At 68.4% G+C, this 13,207-nt stretch carries 12 protein-coding genes and 1 tRNA gene; 8 read left to right on the plus strand and 5 right to left on the minus strand.

What is annotated here, in order from left to right:
• Positions 1-21: 21 nt before the first annotated feature.
• Entirely contained in the window at positions 22-1,572 is a 1,551-nt protein-coding gene (locus tag ACAM52_RS00535) for a 3,4-dehydroadipyl-CoA semialdehyde dehydrogenase (RefSeq protein WP_369645784.1), read from the minus strand.
• A 123-nt stretch (positions 1,573-1,695) separates the two neighbouring features.
• Positions 1,696-2,190 carry a DUF4863 family protein gene (locus ACAM52_RS00540; RefSeq protein WP_369645785.1) on the minus strand — a complete coding sequence of 165 codons (495 nt, stop codon included), beginning with the start codon at positions 2,188-2,190 and terminating at the stop codon, positions 1,696-1,698.
• Positions 2,191-2,358: 168 nt separating this feature from the next.
• On the opposite strand from ACAM52_RS00540, the gene ACAM52_RS00545 reads away from it, so the two are divergent.
• The 5 genes from ACAM52_RS00545 (at position 2,359) to ACAM52_RS00565 (ending at position 8,676) form a co-directional block, all read left to right on the plus strand.
• Entirely contained in the window at positions 2,359-3,306 is a 948-nt protein-coding gene (locus ACAM52_RS00545; protein ID WP_070061393.1) for a helix-turn-helix transcriptional regulator, read from the plus strand.
• Positions 3,307-3,752: 446 nt separating this feature from the next.
• Entirely contained in the window at positions 3,753-5,426 is a 1,674-nt protein-coding gene (gene boxC, locus ACAM52_RS00550) for a 2,3-epoxybenzoyl-CoA dihydrolase (protein ID WP_369645786.1), read from the plus strand.
• A 34-nt stretch (positions 5,427-5,460) separates the two neighbouring features.
• Positions 5,461-6,888 carry a benzoyl-CoA 2,3-epoxidase subunit BoxB gene (gene boxB, locus ACAM52_RS00555; protein WP_062470322.1) on the plus strand — a complete coding sequence of 476 codons (1,428 nt, stop codon included), beginning with the start codon at positions 5,461-5,463 and terminating at the stop codon, positions 6,886-6,888.
• 50 nt (positions 6,889-6,938) lie between these two features.
• A complete protein-coding gene (boxA, locus tag ACAM52_RS00560) occupies positions 6,939-8,219 on the plus strand; it encodes a benzoyl-CoA 2,3-epoxidase subunit BoxA (RefSeq protein WP_369645787.1) in 1,281 nt (426 codons plus the stop codon).
• 10 nt (positions 8,220-8,229) lie between these two features.
• On the plus strand, positions 8,230-8,676 hold the full coding sequence (locus ACAM52_RS00565) for a MaoC family dehydratase (protein ID WP_062470325.1): 447 nt from the start codon (positions 8,230-8,232) through the stop codon (positions 8,674-8,676).
• Between the two features lie 97 nt (positions 8,677-8,773).
• Here ACAM52_RS00565 and ACAM52_RS00570 read toward each other — a convergent pair whose 3' ends face one another.
• Entirely contained in the window at positions 8,774-9,247 is a 474-nt protein-coding gene (locus ACAM52_RS00570) for an adhesin (RefSeq protein ID WP_307582592.1), read from the minus strand.
• Positions 9,248-9,496: 249 nt separating this feature from the next.
• On the opposite strand from ACAM52_RS00570, the gene ACAM52_RS00575 reads away from it, so the two are divergent.
• The 3 genes from ACAM52_RS00575 to ACAM52_RS00585 all read left to right on the plus strand — a co-directional run bounded on the left by ACAM52_RS00575 (position 9,497) and on the right by ACAM52_RS00585 (position 10,989).
• A complete protein-coding gene (locus tag ACAM52_RS00575) occupies positions 9,497-9,958 on the plus strand; it encodes an Rrf2 family transcriptional regulator (RefSeq protein WP_369645788.1) in 462 nt (153 codons plus the stop codon).
• Positions 9,948-10,850, plus strand: coding sequence for an NAD(P)/FAD-dependent oxidoreductase (locus tag ACAM52_RS00580; RefSeq protein WP_369645789.1), 903 nt, complete (start codon positions 9,948-9,950; stop codon positions 10,848-10,850). Before ACAM52_RS00575 ends, ACAM52_RS00580 begins: the two co-directional genes overlap by 11 nt.
• 63 nt (positions 10,851-10,913) lie before the next feature.
• Positions 10,914-10,989 (plus strand) — tRNA-Gly (locus ACAM52_RS00585).
• A gap of 55 nt (positions 10,990-11,044) precedes the next feature.
• Here ACAM52_RS00585 and fahA read toward each other — a convergent pair.
• Complete coding sequence (gene fahA / locus ACAM52_RS00590; RefSeq protein WP_369645790.1) at positions 11,045-12,367, minus strand: fumarylacetoacetase; 1,323 nt, start codon at positions 12,365-12,367, stop codon at positions 11,045-11,047.
• Positions 12,368-12,369: 2 nt separating this feature from the next.
• Positions 12,370-13,176 carry a cyclase family protein gene (locus ACAM52_RS00595; protein WP_095743084.1) on the minus strand — a complete coding sequence of 269 codons (807 nt, stop codon included), beginning with the start codon at positions 13,174-13,176 and terminating at the stop codon, positions 12,370-12,372.
• Between the last annotated feature and the right edge of the window lie 31 nt (positions 13,177-13,207).

Genomic DNA, 13,207 nt, shown 5'->3' on the forward strand with positions numbered 1-13,207 from the left:
CCTTGGGGCCTGTGCGTGGCGCTAGAGGCCGAGCGCGGCGAGCACGCCGGGGCTCGCCTGCACCGCGCTCCTGCGGTGATAGAAATCGAGCGCGCGCAGGCCGCCCAGTTCGGCGCCACCGCCCGCGCGGCCGGGGCCGCCGTGCATCGACATCGGCATCACGTTGCCGTGGCCGGTGTGGGCCTGCGCCACCTCGGGCGTGATGACGTGCACGCGGCCGTGGCTCGGCGCGACCGACAGCGCGGCCTGGGCGAGCGCGGCATCGTCGCTGCCGTACAGCGAGGTGACGAGCGAACCCTGCCCACGGTGCGCGAGCGCGATGCCGTGCGCCAGGTCGTTGTAGGGCAGCAGCGTGGCGACCGGGCCGAACACTTCCACGTCGTGCACGCGCTGTGCCGCATCGGCGTCGCGCGCGCCCAGCAGCACGGGGCCGATGCAGGCGGCCACGGCGGGGTCGGCGTCGATGAGGGGCTTGTTGCGGCCGTCGTGCAGTACGGTGGTCTGCGCGGCCAGCGCGTCGAGGCCTTCGCGCACCGCGTTCAGCTGCGCGCGGCTCACGAGCGAGCCCATGCGCACGCCCTCGTTGCGCGGGTTGCCGACCGTGACACCCGCGAGCTTGGCGCCGATGGCTTCGGCGGCGGCGTCGTACACCTCGGCCGGCACCAGGATGCGGCGGATGGCGGTGCACTTCTGGCCCGACTTGACCGTCATCTCGCGCACCACTTCGCGCACGAGCAGGTTGAACGCCTCGCTACCGGGCGCGGCGCCGGGCAGCAGCAGGGCGCTGTTGAGGCTGTCGGCCTCAATGTTCACGCGCACCGAGCGCTCGGCCACGGCCAGGTGCGACCGGATGAGGGCGGCCGTCTCGGCCGAGCCGGTGAACGAGACCACGTCGAAGGGCTGCAGCTGGTCCATCAGGCCGGCCGAGCTGCCGCAGATGACCGACAGCGCGCCGGCCGGCAGCACGCCCGCATCGACCACGTCTTTCACCATGCGCTGCGTGAGCCAGGCGGTGGCCGTGGCGGGCTTCACGATCACGGGCACGCCCGACAACAGCGCGGGCGCGGCCTTTTCCCACAGGCCCCACGAGGGGAAGTTGAAGGCGTTGATGAACAGCGCCACGCCGTGCGTCGGCACCTGCAGGTGCTGCGACTGGAACACGGGCTCCTTGCCGAGCTTCACGGCCTCGCCGTCGCGCAGCGCGCGCACGTCGCCGAGCGCATCGCCCCATTTGGCGTACTGGCCCAGCGTGAAGATCGCGCCGTCGATGTCGACGGCCGAGTCGTTCTTCACCGTGCCGCAGTTCGCGGTGGCGATCTCGTAGTACGCGTCGCGGTTCGCCTGCAGCACCTTCACGATGGCAGCGAGCAGGCCGGCGCGTTGGCGGTAGGTGAGGGCGCGCAGCGCGCGGCCGCCTTGCTCACGCGCAAAGGCGAAGGCTTCGGGCAGGTCGAGGCCGGTGGCGTCGACGCGCGCGAGTTCGGTGCCGAGCACCGGGTCGAACAGGGGCGTGCCGGCGCCCGTGCCGCTTTGCCAGCGGCCGGCGACGTGGTTGGCGAGAAGCTCAGTCATTGGATAGGGTCTCAATGGGGGTCGATCGGGGAACACCGCGGAACCGGCTTTGCCGGGCCGCTGGTGTTGCCCCCTGCAAGGGGGTTGGAGGCCACACGCAGTGGGCAAGCCTGGGGGTGTGCTTCATGCCGTGAACTTGATCTGCCCTTCGGGCAGCAGGTAGAGGACGAGCGCGCGGCCCTGGGCCACGGTCGGGCGGTGTGCGGTGCCGGGTCCGTAGACGCACCAGCCCGCGGGCCGGCCGTCGAAGGTGGCGGCGGGGGTGTCGTCCAGCGGCATGATCAGGTCGATTTCGCCGTTGGGGTGCGCGTGGTGCGGGCCGGCGAGGTCCTGCATGTCGACCACGTCGACCGAGAAGCGGTGCAGCGCGTCCTCGGCCTTGAAGACGCGGCCGTACTTGATGCCGCCGCCTTCGCGATCGCACAGCCAGCCTTCGGCGACGCCGCCGATGCAGGCCTGGCGCAGTTGCGCAAAACGGGCGCTGCCGGCGCCGTGGGTGGCGTTGAGCCACTGGTCGAGCGTGGCGTCCAGCGGCTGGCCGGCGATCTCGGCGGTCAGGTCGGCGATCAGCTGGTGAAATGCCGCCTTGCCGGTGGCGGGCGTGGGGGTGTCGGACATCGTGGGCCTCGAACGGATGAACTATCGTCTTCTTGCAGGAAGTCTGCGCGTGCAGTATCTTGCGTGTGATCGAACAATAAGCAGCGAGACAACAGGTGTCAAGCAATATAGTGCATCTATGGTGTTTACCCTGAGCGCGCACAATCCCGGCGAAGAACGAGGAATGGCATGAACGAGCATGTAGACGCGGTGCTGGCCACCGCGCCCGAGGGCGGCACCGGCAACAACCACGGCGCCGCCGTGGCCGGGGAGGCCAAGAACCCGCTGCTGGTGGCATTGGGCGACCGCGTGCGCAACCTGCGCGCGCAGCGCGGCCTCACGCGCAAGGCGGTGGCCCTGGCGGCCGACGTGTCGGAGCGCCACCTGGCGAACCTGGAGTACGGCATCGGCAACGCATCGATCCTGGTGCTGCAGCAGGTGGCCGGGGCGCTGCACTGCTCGCTGGCCGAGCTGGTGGGCGACGTGACGACCAGCTCGCCCGAGTGGCTGCTGATCCGCGAATTGCTCGAGCACCGCAGCGAAGCCGACCTGCGCCGCGTGCGCGTGGCGCTGGGCGAGATGCTGGGCACGGCCTCGGTCGACCCGGCGCGGCACCGGCGCATCGCGCTCGTGGGGCTGCGCGGCGCGGGCAAGTCGACGCTGGGCCAGATGCTGGCCGAAGACCTCGAGATTCCATTCATCGAACTGAGCCGCGAGATCGAGAAGCTGGCGGGCTGCAGCGTGCGCGAAATCCACGACCTGTACGGCACCAACGCCTACCGCCGCTACGAGCGCCGCGCGCTGGAAGAAGCGGTTCAGATCTACAGCGAGGTGGTCATCGCCACGCCCGGCGGCATCGTGTCCGACCCGGCCACCTTCAACGAGCTGCTCGCCCACTGCACCACGGTGTGGCTGCAGGCCGCGCCCGAGGAGCACATGGGCCGCGTGGCCGCGCAGGGCGACACCCGCCCGATGGCGGCCAGCAAGGAGGCCATGGAAGACCTGCGCCGCATCCTGAATGGCCGCGCTGCCTTCTATTCGAAGGCCGACCTGTCGGTCGATACCAGTGGGAAGACGTTGCCGCAGAGCTTCCAGGCGCTGCGCGCGGTTGCCCGGCAGTCGATGGGGCTGGCCTGAGTTTTCCGCTTGCTGGCGTTGGCGGCGTCGTTCAGGGCGACGCTCACGCCGACGGGGTACCTTGCTCCGCGAATGTCCCCCGGGGCTTCGCCCCTCCTCCTTGATTTCGCTGCGCAAGGCACCCCATCGGCGTGAGCGTGGGCAGTGCGGTGGTTGATCGGCCGTGACCCGGCCGCGTGCCCCGTGCGCAGGGCACTGGGTGCTTCCCGCAGCGAAATCAAGGAGGAGGGCGAAGCCCGGGGGACATTCGCGGAGGGAAGCACCCGGTGTCCTGCGCACACCCCCTGACCCGTCGCGCACCCATACATCTTTGAAATCTGAAAAAAAGCACAACAGGCATTGACTTGCCTGTTTGCATGCAGCATGATGCATGTCATCGGAACAAGGAAGTGCATTATTATTCCTGTTCACGGTTTTCTGAACACAGCCCCACAGGAGACTTCCGCATGACCGACACCACGCTCCAGGCGCCCCAGCGCGTCGACTACCGCATCGAACCCGCCCAGTACCGCCACTGGTCGCTGAGCTTCGACGGCGCCATTGCGCGCCTCACGCTCGACATCGCGGAAGACGGCGGCATCCGCCCCGGCTACAAGCTCAAGCTCAACAGCTACGACCTGGGCGTGGACATCGAGCTGAACGATGCGCTCAACCGCATTCGCTTCGAGCACCCCGAAGTGCGCAGCGTGATCGTCACCAGCGGCAAGGACCGCATCTTCTGCTCCGGCGCCAACATCTTCATGCTCGGCGTTTCCAGCCACGCCTGGAAGGTGAACTTCTGCAAGTTCACCAACGAGACGCGCAACGGCATGGAAGACACCTCCAGGCACTCGGGCCTGAAGTTCCTCGCGGCCGTGAACGGCGCTTGCGCCGGCGGCGGCTACGAACTGGCACTGGCCTGCGACGAAATTTTGCTGGTCGACGACCGCTCTTCTTCCGTCTCGCTGCCCGAAGTGCCCCTGCTCGGCGTGCTGCCCGGCACCGGCGGCCTGACCCGCGTGACCGACAAACGCCACGTGCGCCACGACCTCGCCGACATCTTCTGCACCAGCGTCGAAGGCGTGCGCGGCCAGCGCGCGGTCGACTGGCGCCTGGTCGATGCCGTGGCCAAGCCCGCGCAGTTCCCCGCCGCCGTGCAGGAACGCGCCACCCAACTCGCCGCCGGCAGCGACCGCCCCGCCGGCGCCAAGGGCGTGGCCCTGACCCGCGTCGAACGCACCGACAGCGCCGACGGCATCGCGTATGCCAACGTCAACGTGCAGATCGATCGCAGCAAGCGAACCGCGACGATCACCGTGAAGGCGTCCACCGGCGCGCAGCCGGCCGACATCGCCGCCATCGAAGCCGCCGGCGCCGCCTGGTGGCCGCTGGCCGTGTGCCGCGAGCTCGACGACGCCATCCTCAACCTGCGCACCAACGAACTCGACGTCGGCACCTGGCTGCTCAAGACCGAAGGCGATGCCGCCGCCGTGCTCGCATCGGATGCCGTGATGTTCGCGAACAAAGACCACTGGCTGGTGCGCGAAACCATTGGCGCGCTGCGCCGCACGCTGGCGCGCCTCGATGTGTCGTCGCGCAGCCTCTTCGCGCTGGTCGAGGCCGGCTCATGCTTCGCCGGCACGCTGGCCGAGCTGGCCTTCGCGGCCGACCGCACCTACATGCTCGCGCTGCCCGACGACGCCGCACGCGCACCCAAGCTCACGCTCAACGAATTCAACTTCGGCGTCTTCCCGATGGTGAACGACCAGAGCCGCCTGCAGCGCCGCTTCTATGAAGAGGCCGCGCCGCTCGAGGCCGCGCGCGCCGCCGCCGGCCAGGCGCTCGACGCCGACGAGGCCGTGAAGCTCGGCCTCGTGACCGCCGCGCCCGACGACATCGACTGGGACGACGAGATCCGCATCGCCATCGAAGAGCGTGCCGCCATGTCGCCCGACGCACTCACCGGCCTCGAAGCCAACCTGCGCTTCGCGAGCAAGGAGAACATGGCCACCCGCATCTTCGGCCGCCTCACGGCCTGGCAGAACTGGATCTTCAACCGCCCCAACGCTGTCGGCGAAAAGGGCGCGCTGAAGGTCTACGGCACCGGCCAGAAAGCCGGCTTCGACCTGAACCGCGTTTGAGCACCCAGCAGTCCGCACAACCCAAGGAACAACGATGAGCACGATCAACTACAGCGAGAAGATCCCCAACAACGTCAACCTCGGCGAAGACCGCACGCTGCAGCGCGCGCTCGAAGGCTGGCAGCCCAACTTCATCAACTGGTGGGACGACGTGGGCCCCGAAGGCTCCACCAACCACGAGGTGTACCTGCGCACGGCCGTGAGCGTCGATCCGCAGGGCTGGGCCCAGTTCGGCCACGTGAAGATGCGCGACTACCGCTGGGGCATCTTCCTGAACCCGGGCGACGCCAACCGCGAAGTGCACTTCGGCGACCACAAGGGCGAGAAGGTCTGGCAGGACGTGCCCGGCGAACACCGCGCCAACCTGCGCCGCATCATCGTCACGCAGGGCGACACCGAGCCCGCGTCGGTCGAGCAGCAGCGCCACCTGGGCCTCACGGCGCCGTCGATGTACGACCTGCGCAACCTGTTCCAGATCAACGTCGAAGAAGGCCGCCACCTGTGGGCCATGGTCTACCTGCTGCAGAAGCACTTCGGCCGCGACGGCCGCGAGGAGGCCGACGCGCTGCTGCAGCGCACCTCGGGCGACGCCAACAACCCGCGCATCCTGGGCGCCTTCAACGAGAAGACGCCCGACTGGCTCGCGTTCTTCATGTTCACCTACTTCACCGACCGCGACGGCAAGTTCCAGCTGGCCGCGCTGGCCGAGAGCGCGTTCGACCCGCTGGCGCGCACCACGAAGTTCATGCTGACCGAAGAGGCGCACCACATGTTCGTGGGCGAGAGCGGCGTGTCGCGCGTCATCGCGCGCACCGCGCAGGTGATGAACGAGCTCAAGACCGACGACGCACAGAAGATCCGCGCGGCCGGCTGCATCGACCTGGGCACCATCCAGCGCTACCTGAACTTCCACTACTCGGTGACCATCGACCTGTTCGGCGCCGACCAGTCGAGCAACGCCGCCATCTTCTACAGCTCGGGCCTGAAGGGCCGCTACGAAGAAGGCAAGCGCGACGACGACCACGTGCTCAAGGGCCAGACCTACAAGGTGCTCGAGGTGAAGGACGGCCAGCTCGTCGAGAAGGACGTGCCGATGCTCAACGCCTTGAACGAAGTGCTGCGCGATGACTTCATCAAGGACTCCGTGGCCGGCGTCGGCCGCTGGAACAAGGTGCTCGAGAAGGCCGGCATTCCCACCCGTCTGGTCGTGCCGCACAAGGCCTTCAACCGCCAGATCGGCGCACTCGCCGGCATCAAGATGTCGCCCGAGGGCCGTGTGGTGAACGACATCGAATGGGCCGCCAAGCGCGACGAATGGCTGCCGAGTTCCGAAGACTTCGCTTTCGTGGCATCGTTGATGGGCCGCGTGATCGAGCCGGGCAAGTTCGCAGGCTGGATCTCGCCGCCGGTGATGGGCATCAACCGCCAGCCGGTGGACTTTGAATACGTGCGTTTCGGCTGAGCGTCTGGATATGAAGCCCTCGTCCCCACGGCGAGGGCATGGAGAACAACATGGACATGGTCGTTGAAGCCGGGGTCATCAAGCAGCACCTGATCGACCCCGAGATCTGCATCCGCTGCAACACCTGCGAGGCGACCTGCCCCGTGAACGCGATCACGCACGACGACAACAACTATGTCGTGCGTGCGGACGTCTGCAATGGCTGCATGGCCTGCATCTCGCCGTGCCCCACGGGCTCGATCGACAACTGGCGCACCATGCCGCTGGTGCGCGCCTACACCATCGAAGAACAGCTCACGTGGGAAGAACTTCCCGCCGAGCTTTCGCCCGAAGAACTCGAAGCCGCGGGAGTGTCCGGCGCAGCCGCTTCGGCCGCGGAAGTGCCCGCACAGACGCAGGCCCAGGCCGCCGTGCAGGGCACCGAGCCCGCCTTCAACTCCGCGCAGTACGGCGCCAGCGTGCCGCCCTGGTCGGCCGCGCACGCCTACACCAACCTCTTTCCGCCGAAGACGCCGACCACCGCCACCGTGGTGGGCAACTTCAACTGCACCGAGGCGGGCTTCGACAGCGAGACCCACCACATCGTGCTCGACTTCGGCGTGGTGCCGTTCCCCGTGCTCGAAGGCCAGTCGATCGGCATCGTGCCGCCGGGCGTCGATGCCATCGGCAAGCGCCACCATGCGCGCCAGTACTCGGTGGCCAGCCCGCGCAACGGCGAGCGGCCCGGCTACAACAACGTCTCGCTCACCGTGAAGCGCGTCACCGAGGACCACGAGGGCGACCCGGTGCGCGGCGTGTGCTCCAACTACGTGTGCGACCTCAAGGTGGGCGACACCGTGCAGGTGGTGGGGCCCTTCGGCGCATCGTTCCTGATGCCGAACCACCCCAAGTCGCACATCGTGATGATCTGCACCGGCACCGGCAGCGCCCCCATGCGCGCCATGACCGAATGGCGCCGCCGCCTGCGCAAGAGCGGCAAGTTCGAAGGCGGCAAGCTCATGCTGTTCTTCGGCGCGCGCACGCAGCAGGAGCTGCCGTACTTCGGCCCGCTGCAGTCGCTGCCGAAAGACTTCATCGACATCAATTTCGCGTTCTCGCGCACGCCGGGCCAGCCCAAGCGCTACGTGCAGGACCTGATGCGTGAACGCGCCGCCGACCTGGCCGCGCTGCTGAAAGACGGCGCCAGCCACTTCTACGTGTGCGGCCTCAAGAGCATGGAAGAGGGCGTGGTGCTCGCACTGCGCGACGTGGCGAAGGAGGCGGGGCTCGACTGGGACACGGTGGGCGCCGCGCTGAAGCGCGAAGGCCGCCTGCACCTCGAAACGTACTAAGCTGCGGCGGATGCAGTTCGCCGACTTCCACGCAGGCCAGGTCATCGAGGCCGGGCCGTATGTGCTCACCGAAGCCGAACTCGTGCAGTTCGCGCGGGCCTACGACCCGCAGTGGTTCCACACCGACGCCGAGGCGGCGGCAGGCAGCCCCTTCGGCGGGCTCATCGCGAGCGGCTGGCACACCTGCTCGATCGCGATGCGGCTGGTGGTCGAGGCGGCGCTGGCCGGCTCCGAATCGTTCGCGTCGCCCGGGCTCGAGCACGTGCGCTGGCCGAACCCCGTGCGGCCCGGCGATGCGCTGCGGCTCGTGGCCGACGTGATCGAGGTGCGCCGCTCCGAGAAGCGCCCCACGCTCGGCATCCTGCGCTGGCGCTGGCGGCTGTTCAACCAGCGCGCGCTGGTGGTGCTCGACACCGAAGTCACCAGCCTCTTCAAGCTGCCTGCCCCCGACCTCTGAACGACACAAGCCCGCAACGCTTTAGCGCTGCGGGCTTGATTTCTTGCGGAGCGATGTGCTGCAACAGCCGCGTCCGGCCGCTGCAGCTTGGACCTGCTTACTTCTTGTGCAGGTCGACCGCGCCCGAGCCCTGGGCCTTGCCGCTCGCCTTGGCGCCGGCCGTGGCCGGTTTCACGGCGCCGCCCACGGCGCCAGCGGCACCGGTCGCGCTGTTCACGGTGCTGCCGACGGTGTTGGTCACACCGCCGACGGCTTGCGTCGCGCCGCCCACGGCGCCGGTGGCACCGCCGACCGCACCCGTGGCCGTGCCGAGCACGCCACCGACGGCATTGCCCACGCCGCCGGTCGCGCCGGAGGTGGAGGTGTCCGCGTTGGCATCGGCCGACGCACCGGTCTGCGTGCGTGCGCCTGCGGCGCCGCCTTGCGTCGCGCCGGTGCTGCCCGAGGCCTTCACATCGGCGTTGACCCCCACGCCGACCCCGACGCCTTGCGCCTGGGCCGTCCCGCCGAGGGCCAGCAGGCCCGCCAGCATGGCGCCGATGAAGATGCGGTTGGTTGCATGTGTAGTCATGAGTGACAGTTCCTTTCGTTGCTGAGTCACGGTTTGCAGAACCGACCGGGGTTCGATCGATTCGGGGGCAACCATGACGGGCCGGCAGGTTGTCGCCATGTGCGGCGCGTTCGCTCGACGCTGTGGGAATCGGCCGTCGGCGGAATCGGGGGCTCGTGCGTTAGGGCGGCGTTTGCAAATCCCCGCCCGATCCGGGGTTTCTTGGTGCGACGCGCAGTGCCATTGAAAACATGCAACTCATAATGTTGCATGAAACGAGACGGCAAGCTTTCCGGCGTGCTCCACGTGCTGCTGCACATGGCCGAGCTGAACGCCCCCATCACCTCCGAGGCGCTCGCCGCGGCGATGCAGACGAACCCCGTGGTCGTGCGAAGGCTCATGGCGGGGCTGCGGCAGGCCGGCTTCGTCAGCTCGGCCAAGGGGCATGGCGGCGGGTGGGTGCTGTCGTGTTCGCTGGGCTCGGTGACGCTGGGCGACATCCATAACGCCGTCGGTGCGCCTGCATTGCTGGCCATGGGCAACCGCACCGAGAGCCCGGGCTGCATCGTCGAGCAGGCGGTGAACGCGGCGCTCGACGGCGCCTGCCAGGAGGCCGAGGCGCTGCTGCTGCGGCGGCTCAACGGGATCACGCTGGCCGATCTTTCCAGGGACTTTCATCGCCGCATGACGGGCGGCGGCTTCACCGCGAAGGACATCGCACATGCGTCATGACGCACTCATCGTGGGCGGCAGCTTTGCCGGCCTCTCCGCTGCCATGCAACTGGCGCGCGCACGCAGGAAGGTCTGCGTGGTCGACGCGGGCGCACCGCGCAACCGCTTCGCCGCGGCCTCGCATGGCTTCTTCGGGCAGGACGGCATGCCGCCGCTGCAGATGATTGCCGATGCGCGCGACAAGCTGCTTGCCTATCCGTCCGTCACCTTCGTCGAAGGCACGGTGACTGCGGCGACGGCCGATGGCGCGGAGGGCTTCACGGTCTTGTTGAACAGCGGGGAACAGCTGTCGACGCGCAAGCTGCTGATGGCCTTCGGCGTGCAGGACGGCCTGCCGGACATTGCGGGCCTCGGCGAGCGTTGGGGAAAGAGTGTGCTGCACTGTCCCTACTGCCACGGCTACGAGTTCGGTGATCGCCCGCTGGGCGTGCTCTTTCACAGCGCGCACCCGCCGGACCACGCGCTGCTGATCGCCGAGTGGGGCCCGACCACGCTCTTCCTGAATGGTGAGGAAGGGCCAGATGCCGAGGCACGCGCCCGGCTGCAATCACGCGGCGTGACTCTCGAGCCCGGACGCATCGCCGGCGTCGAAGGGCAGGGGACGGACCTGGCGGCCGTGCGCCTGGACGACGGCCGGCGCGTGCCGATCGAGGCGCTGTTCGTGGCGCCACACACGCGGCCGACCAGTCCGCTGGCCGAGCAGCTGGGCTGCGCGTTCGACGACGGCCCCACGGGCCCGGTGCTGCGCGTCGATGCGATGAAGACGACCACGGTGCCCGGCGTGTACGCGGCGGGCGACGTGGCGATGGCTTTTTCCAACGCCACGCTGGCCTCGGCCGACGGGCTGTTCGCCGGGGTGTCGATGCACCGCGCGCTGGTGTTCGGGGCCTGATTTCAAATTTTTTCGGGGGAAGATGGCAAACCGCCTCAAACCACCCTATAATCTGAGGCTCACGCGGGAATAGCTCAGTTGGTAGAGCGCAACCTTGCCAAGGTTGAGGTCGAGAGTTCGAGACTCTTTTCCCGCTCCAAATCGCATGAAAAGGGCCACCTCACCAGGTGGCCTTTTTCATTGGCGCGTCGCTTTCAACCTCGCGCCGGCAGCACGGTCCCCCGGCTCTCGCCGAAACCGATGCGCGCATGGCCGGGCTTCTCGCACCAGCCGCGCAGCAGCACCGCATCCCCGTCTTCCAGAAAACCACGCGTCTCGCCGTTGGCCAGCGTCACCGGGGTTTGGGCCGCGCGCGTCAGCTCGATGATCGCGCCGGCCTCGCCCTCGCCGGGGCCCGAGATGGTGCCGCTGCCGAACAGGTCGCCCGGGTTCAGGCTGCAGCCGCCCACCGTGTGGTGCGCCACCATCTGCGCCACGCTCCAGTACTGGTGCTTGAAGCTCGTGGCCGACAGGCGCGATGGTCCGGTCTGGTCCTGGCGTGCCTTCTCGCTTTCGAGCCAGACCTCCAGGCGGATGTCGAGCGCGCCGCCTTCGCGGTTCGCGCTGCTTTCCAGGTAGGCCAGCGGTTGCGGCTCGTTCGCGGGCCGCGTCCACGCCTGACGGTAGGGCGCCAGCGCTTCCATCGTCACGATCCATGGCGAGATCGTGGTGGCGAAGTTCTTTGCCAGGAAGGGCCCGAGCGGCGCCATCTCCCAGAACTGGATGTCGCGCGCCGACCAGTCGTTGAGCAGGCAGATACCGAAGATGTGTTCTTCCGCGCGCGCGAGCGGAATCGCCTCGCCCTGCGCATTGCCCTGGCCGATCCACACGCCCAGCTCCAGCTCGTAGTCGAGGCGCGCGCAGGCCTGGTAGGTCGGCGCCTTCGCACCGGGCGCCATGGCCTGGCCCATCGGCCGGTGAAAGCGCTGGCCGCTCACGCCGATGGTCGACACGCGCCCGTGGTACGCGGTCGGCACCCAACGGAAGTTGGGCGTGACGTCGCCGTCGGGGTTCATCAGGCGGCTGATGTTCAGCGCGTGGTCGATCGAGGTGTAGAAGTCGGTGTAGTCGCCGATGCGCGCGGGCACGGTGTATTCGACCTCGGCCTGCGGCACGAGGCAGCCGCGCAGGTCGTCCACCGTCGCGGCCGGCGCATCGCTGTGCAGCAGTGCGAAGACCGCATGGCGCAGCGCCTGCCAGGCGGGCGGGCCGAGCGCGAAGAAATCGTTCAGCGCGGGCAGGGCGGCGGCGCGCGCCGCATCGAGCGCCAGGCCGTCGACGTGCGAGCCCGCGGCCAGCGCCGCGAGGTCGAGCACCTGGTCGCCGATGGCCACGCCGCCGCGAAACGGCTCGGGGCTGCCGGTGCGGCGGAACATCGCGTACGGCAGGTTCTGGATCGGAAAGTCGCTGCCCGCGACGTTGGCCGAAGCGACCCAGCTGCGGGCGCCGGCGTCGTGCGTGTGGTTGAGTTCGATCATGTTCACACCGACGCCATCAGCGCGTCATCGAAGATCGCCACCGCGCGCGTCCAGCCCGCCGAGGCGCCGCGGATCTTGTGCGGGAAGCAGCTGATGAAAAAGCCCGTGGGCGGCAGCACCTCGAGGTTGTGCAGCTTCTCGATGTGGCAGTAGCCGATGTCGCGGCCGGCCTTGTGGCCTTCCCAGATCAGCGAGGCGTCGTGCGTCTCGCCGTACTTCTTGGCGGTGTGCACGAAGGGCGCGTCCCAGCTCCAGGCGTCGGTGCCCGTGAGGCGCACGCCACGTTCCAGCAGGTACATGGTGGCTTCGTAGCCCATGCCCGCGCCGGCCGACACGTAGTCGGGGTTGCCGTAGCGCGAGCCGGCGCGCGTGTTGACCACCACGATCTCCAGCGGGCTCAGCGTGTGGTTGATGCGCTTGAGCTCGGCCTCGACATCGGCGGCCGTGACCACGTAGCCGTCGGCGAAGTGGCGAAAGTCGAGCTTCACGCCGGGCTGGAAGCACCATTCGAGCGGCACGTCGTGGATCGCGATGGCGGGCTTCTTCTCGCCCAGCGCCTTGTCCATCGTCGAGTGGAAGTGATAGGGCGCGTCGAGGTGCGTGCCGTTGTGCGTGGACAGTTGCACCAGCTCCACGGCCCAGCCTTCGCCGTCGGGCAGGTCTTCTTTCTTCAGGCCGGGAAAGAAGGGCTCGATCTGCTCGAAGGTGTGCTCGTGCGTGAAGTACTGGATCTTCGGCGCGAAGGCCGGTGGATCGGACAGCACGTCGTTTTCGAGAAAGATCGACAGGTCGACGAACTTGCGTGGCATGGCGAGGCTCCTTGTGGGGTGTTGGATTGGA

This window comes from Variovorax sp. V118 (assembly GCF_041154445.1).
Lineage (GTDB): Bacteria > Pseudomonadota > Gammaproteobacteria > Burkholderiales > Burkholderiaceae_C > Variovorax > Variovorax boronicumulans.

What these genes read in the sequence shown, in the direction of transcription:
- ACAM52_RS00535 (WP_369645784.1), bottom strand. Translation starts at nt 1,572, where the DNA reads ATGACTGAGCTTCTCGCCAACCACGTCGCCGGCCGCTGGCAAAGCGGC.
- ACAM52_RS00540 (WP_369645785.1), bottom strand. Translation starts at nt 2,190, where the DNA reads ATGTCCGACACCCCCACGCCCGCCACCGGCAAGGCGGCATTTCACCAG.
- ACAM52_RS00545 (WP_070061393.1), top strand. Translation starts at nt 2,359, where the DNA reads ATGAACGAGCATGTAGACGCGGTGCTGGCCACCGCGCCCGAGGGCGGC.
- boxC (WP_369645786.1), top strand. Translation starts at nt 3,753, where the DNA reads ATGACCGACACCACGCTCCAGGCGCCCCAGCGCGTCGACTACCGCATC.
- boxB (WP_062470322.1), top strand. Translation starts at nt 5,461, where the DNA reads ATGAGCACGATCAACTACAGCGAGAAGATCCCCAACAACGTCAACCTC.
- boxA (WP_369645787.1), top strand. Translation starts at nt 6,939, where the DNA reads ATGGACATGGTCGTTGAAGCCGGGGTCATCAAGCAGCACCTGATCGAC.
- ACAM52_RS00565 (WP_062470325.1), top strand. Translation starts at nt 8,230, where the DNA reads ATGCAGTTCGCCGACTTCCACGCAGGCCAGGTCATCGAGGCCGGGCCG.
- ACAM52_RS00570 (WP_307582592.1), bottom strand. Translation starts at nt 9,247, where the DNA reads ATGACTACACATGCAACCAACCGCATCTTCATCGGCGCCATGCTGGCG.
- ACAM52_RS00575 (WP_369645788.1), top strand. Translation starts at nt 9,497, where the DNA reads ATGAAACGAGACGGCAAGCTTTCCGGCGTGCTCCACGTGCTGCTGCAC.
- ACAM52_RS00580 (WP_369645789.1), top strand. Translation starts at nt 9,948, where the DNA reads ATGCGTCATGACGCACTCATCGTGGGCGGCAGCTTTGCCGGCCTCTCC.
- fahA (WP_369645790.1), bottom strand. Translation starts at nt 12,367, where the DNA reads ATGATCGAACTCAACCACACGCACGACGCCGGCGCCCGCAGCTGGGTC.
- ACAM52_RS00595 (WP_095743084.1), bottom strand. Translation starts at nt 13,176, where the DNA reads ATGCCACGCAAGTTCGTCGACCTGTCGATCTTTCTCGAAAACGACGTG.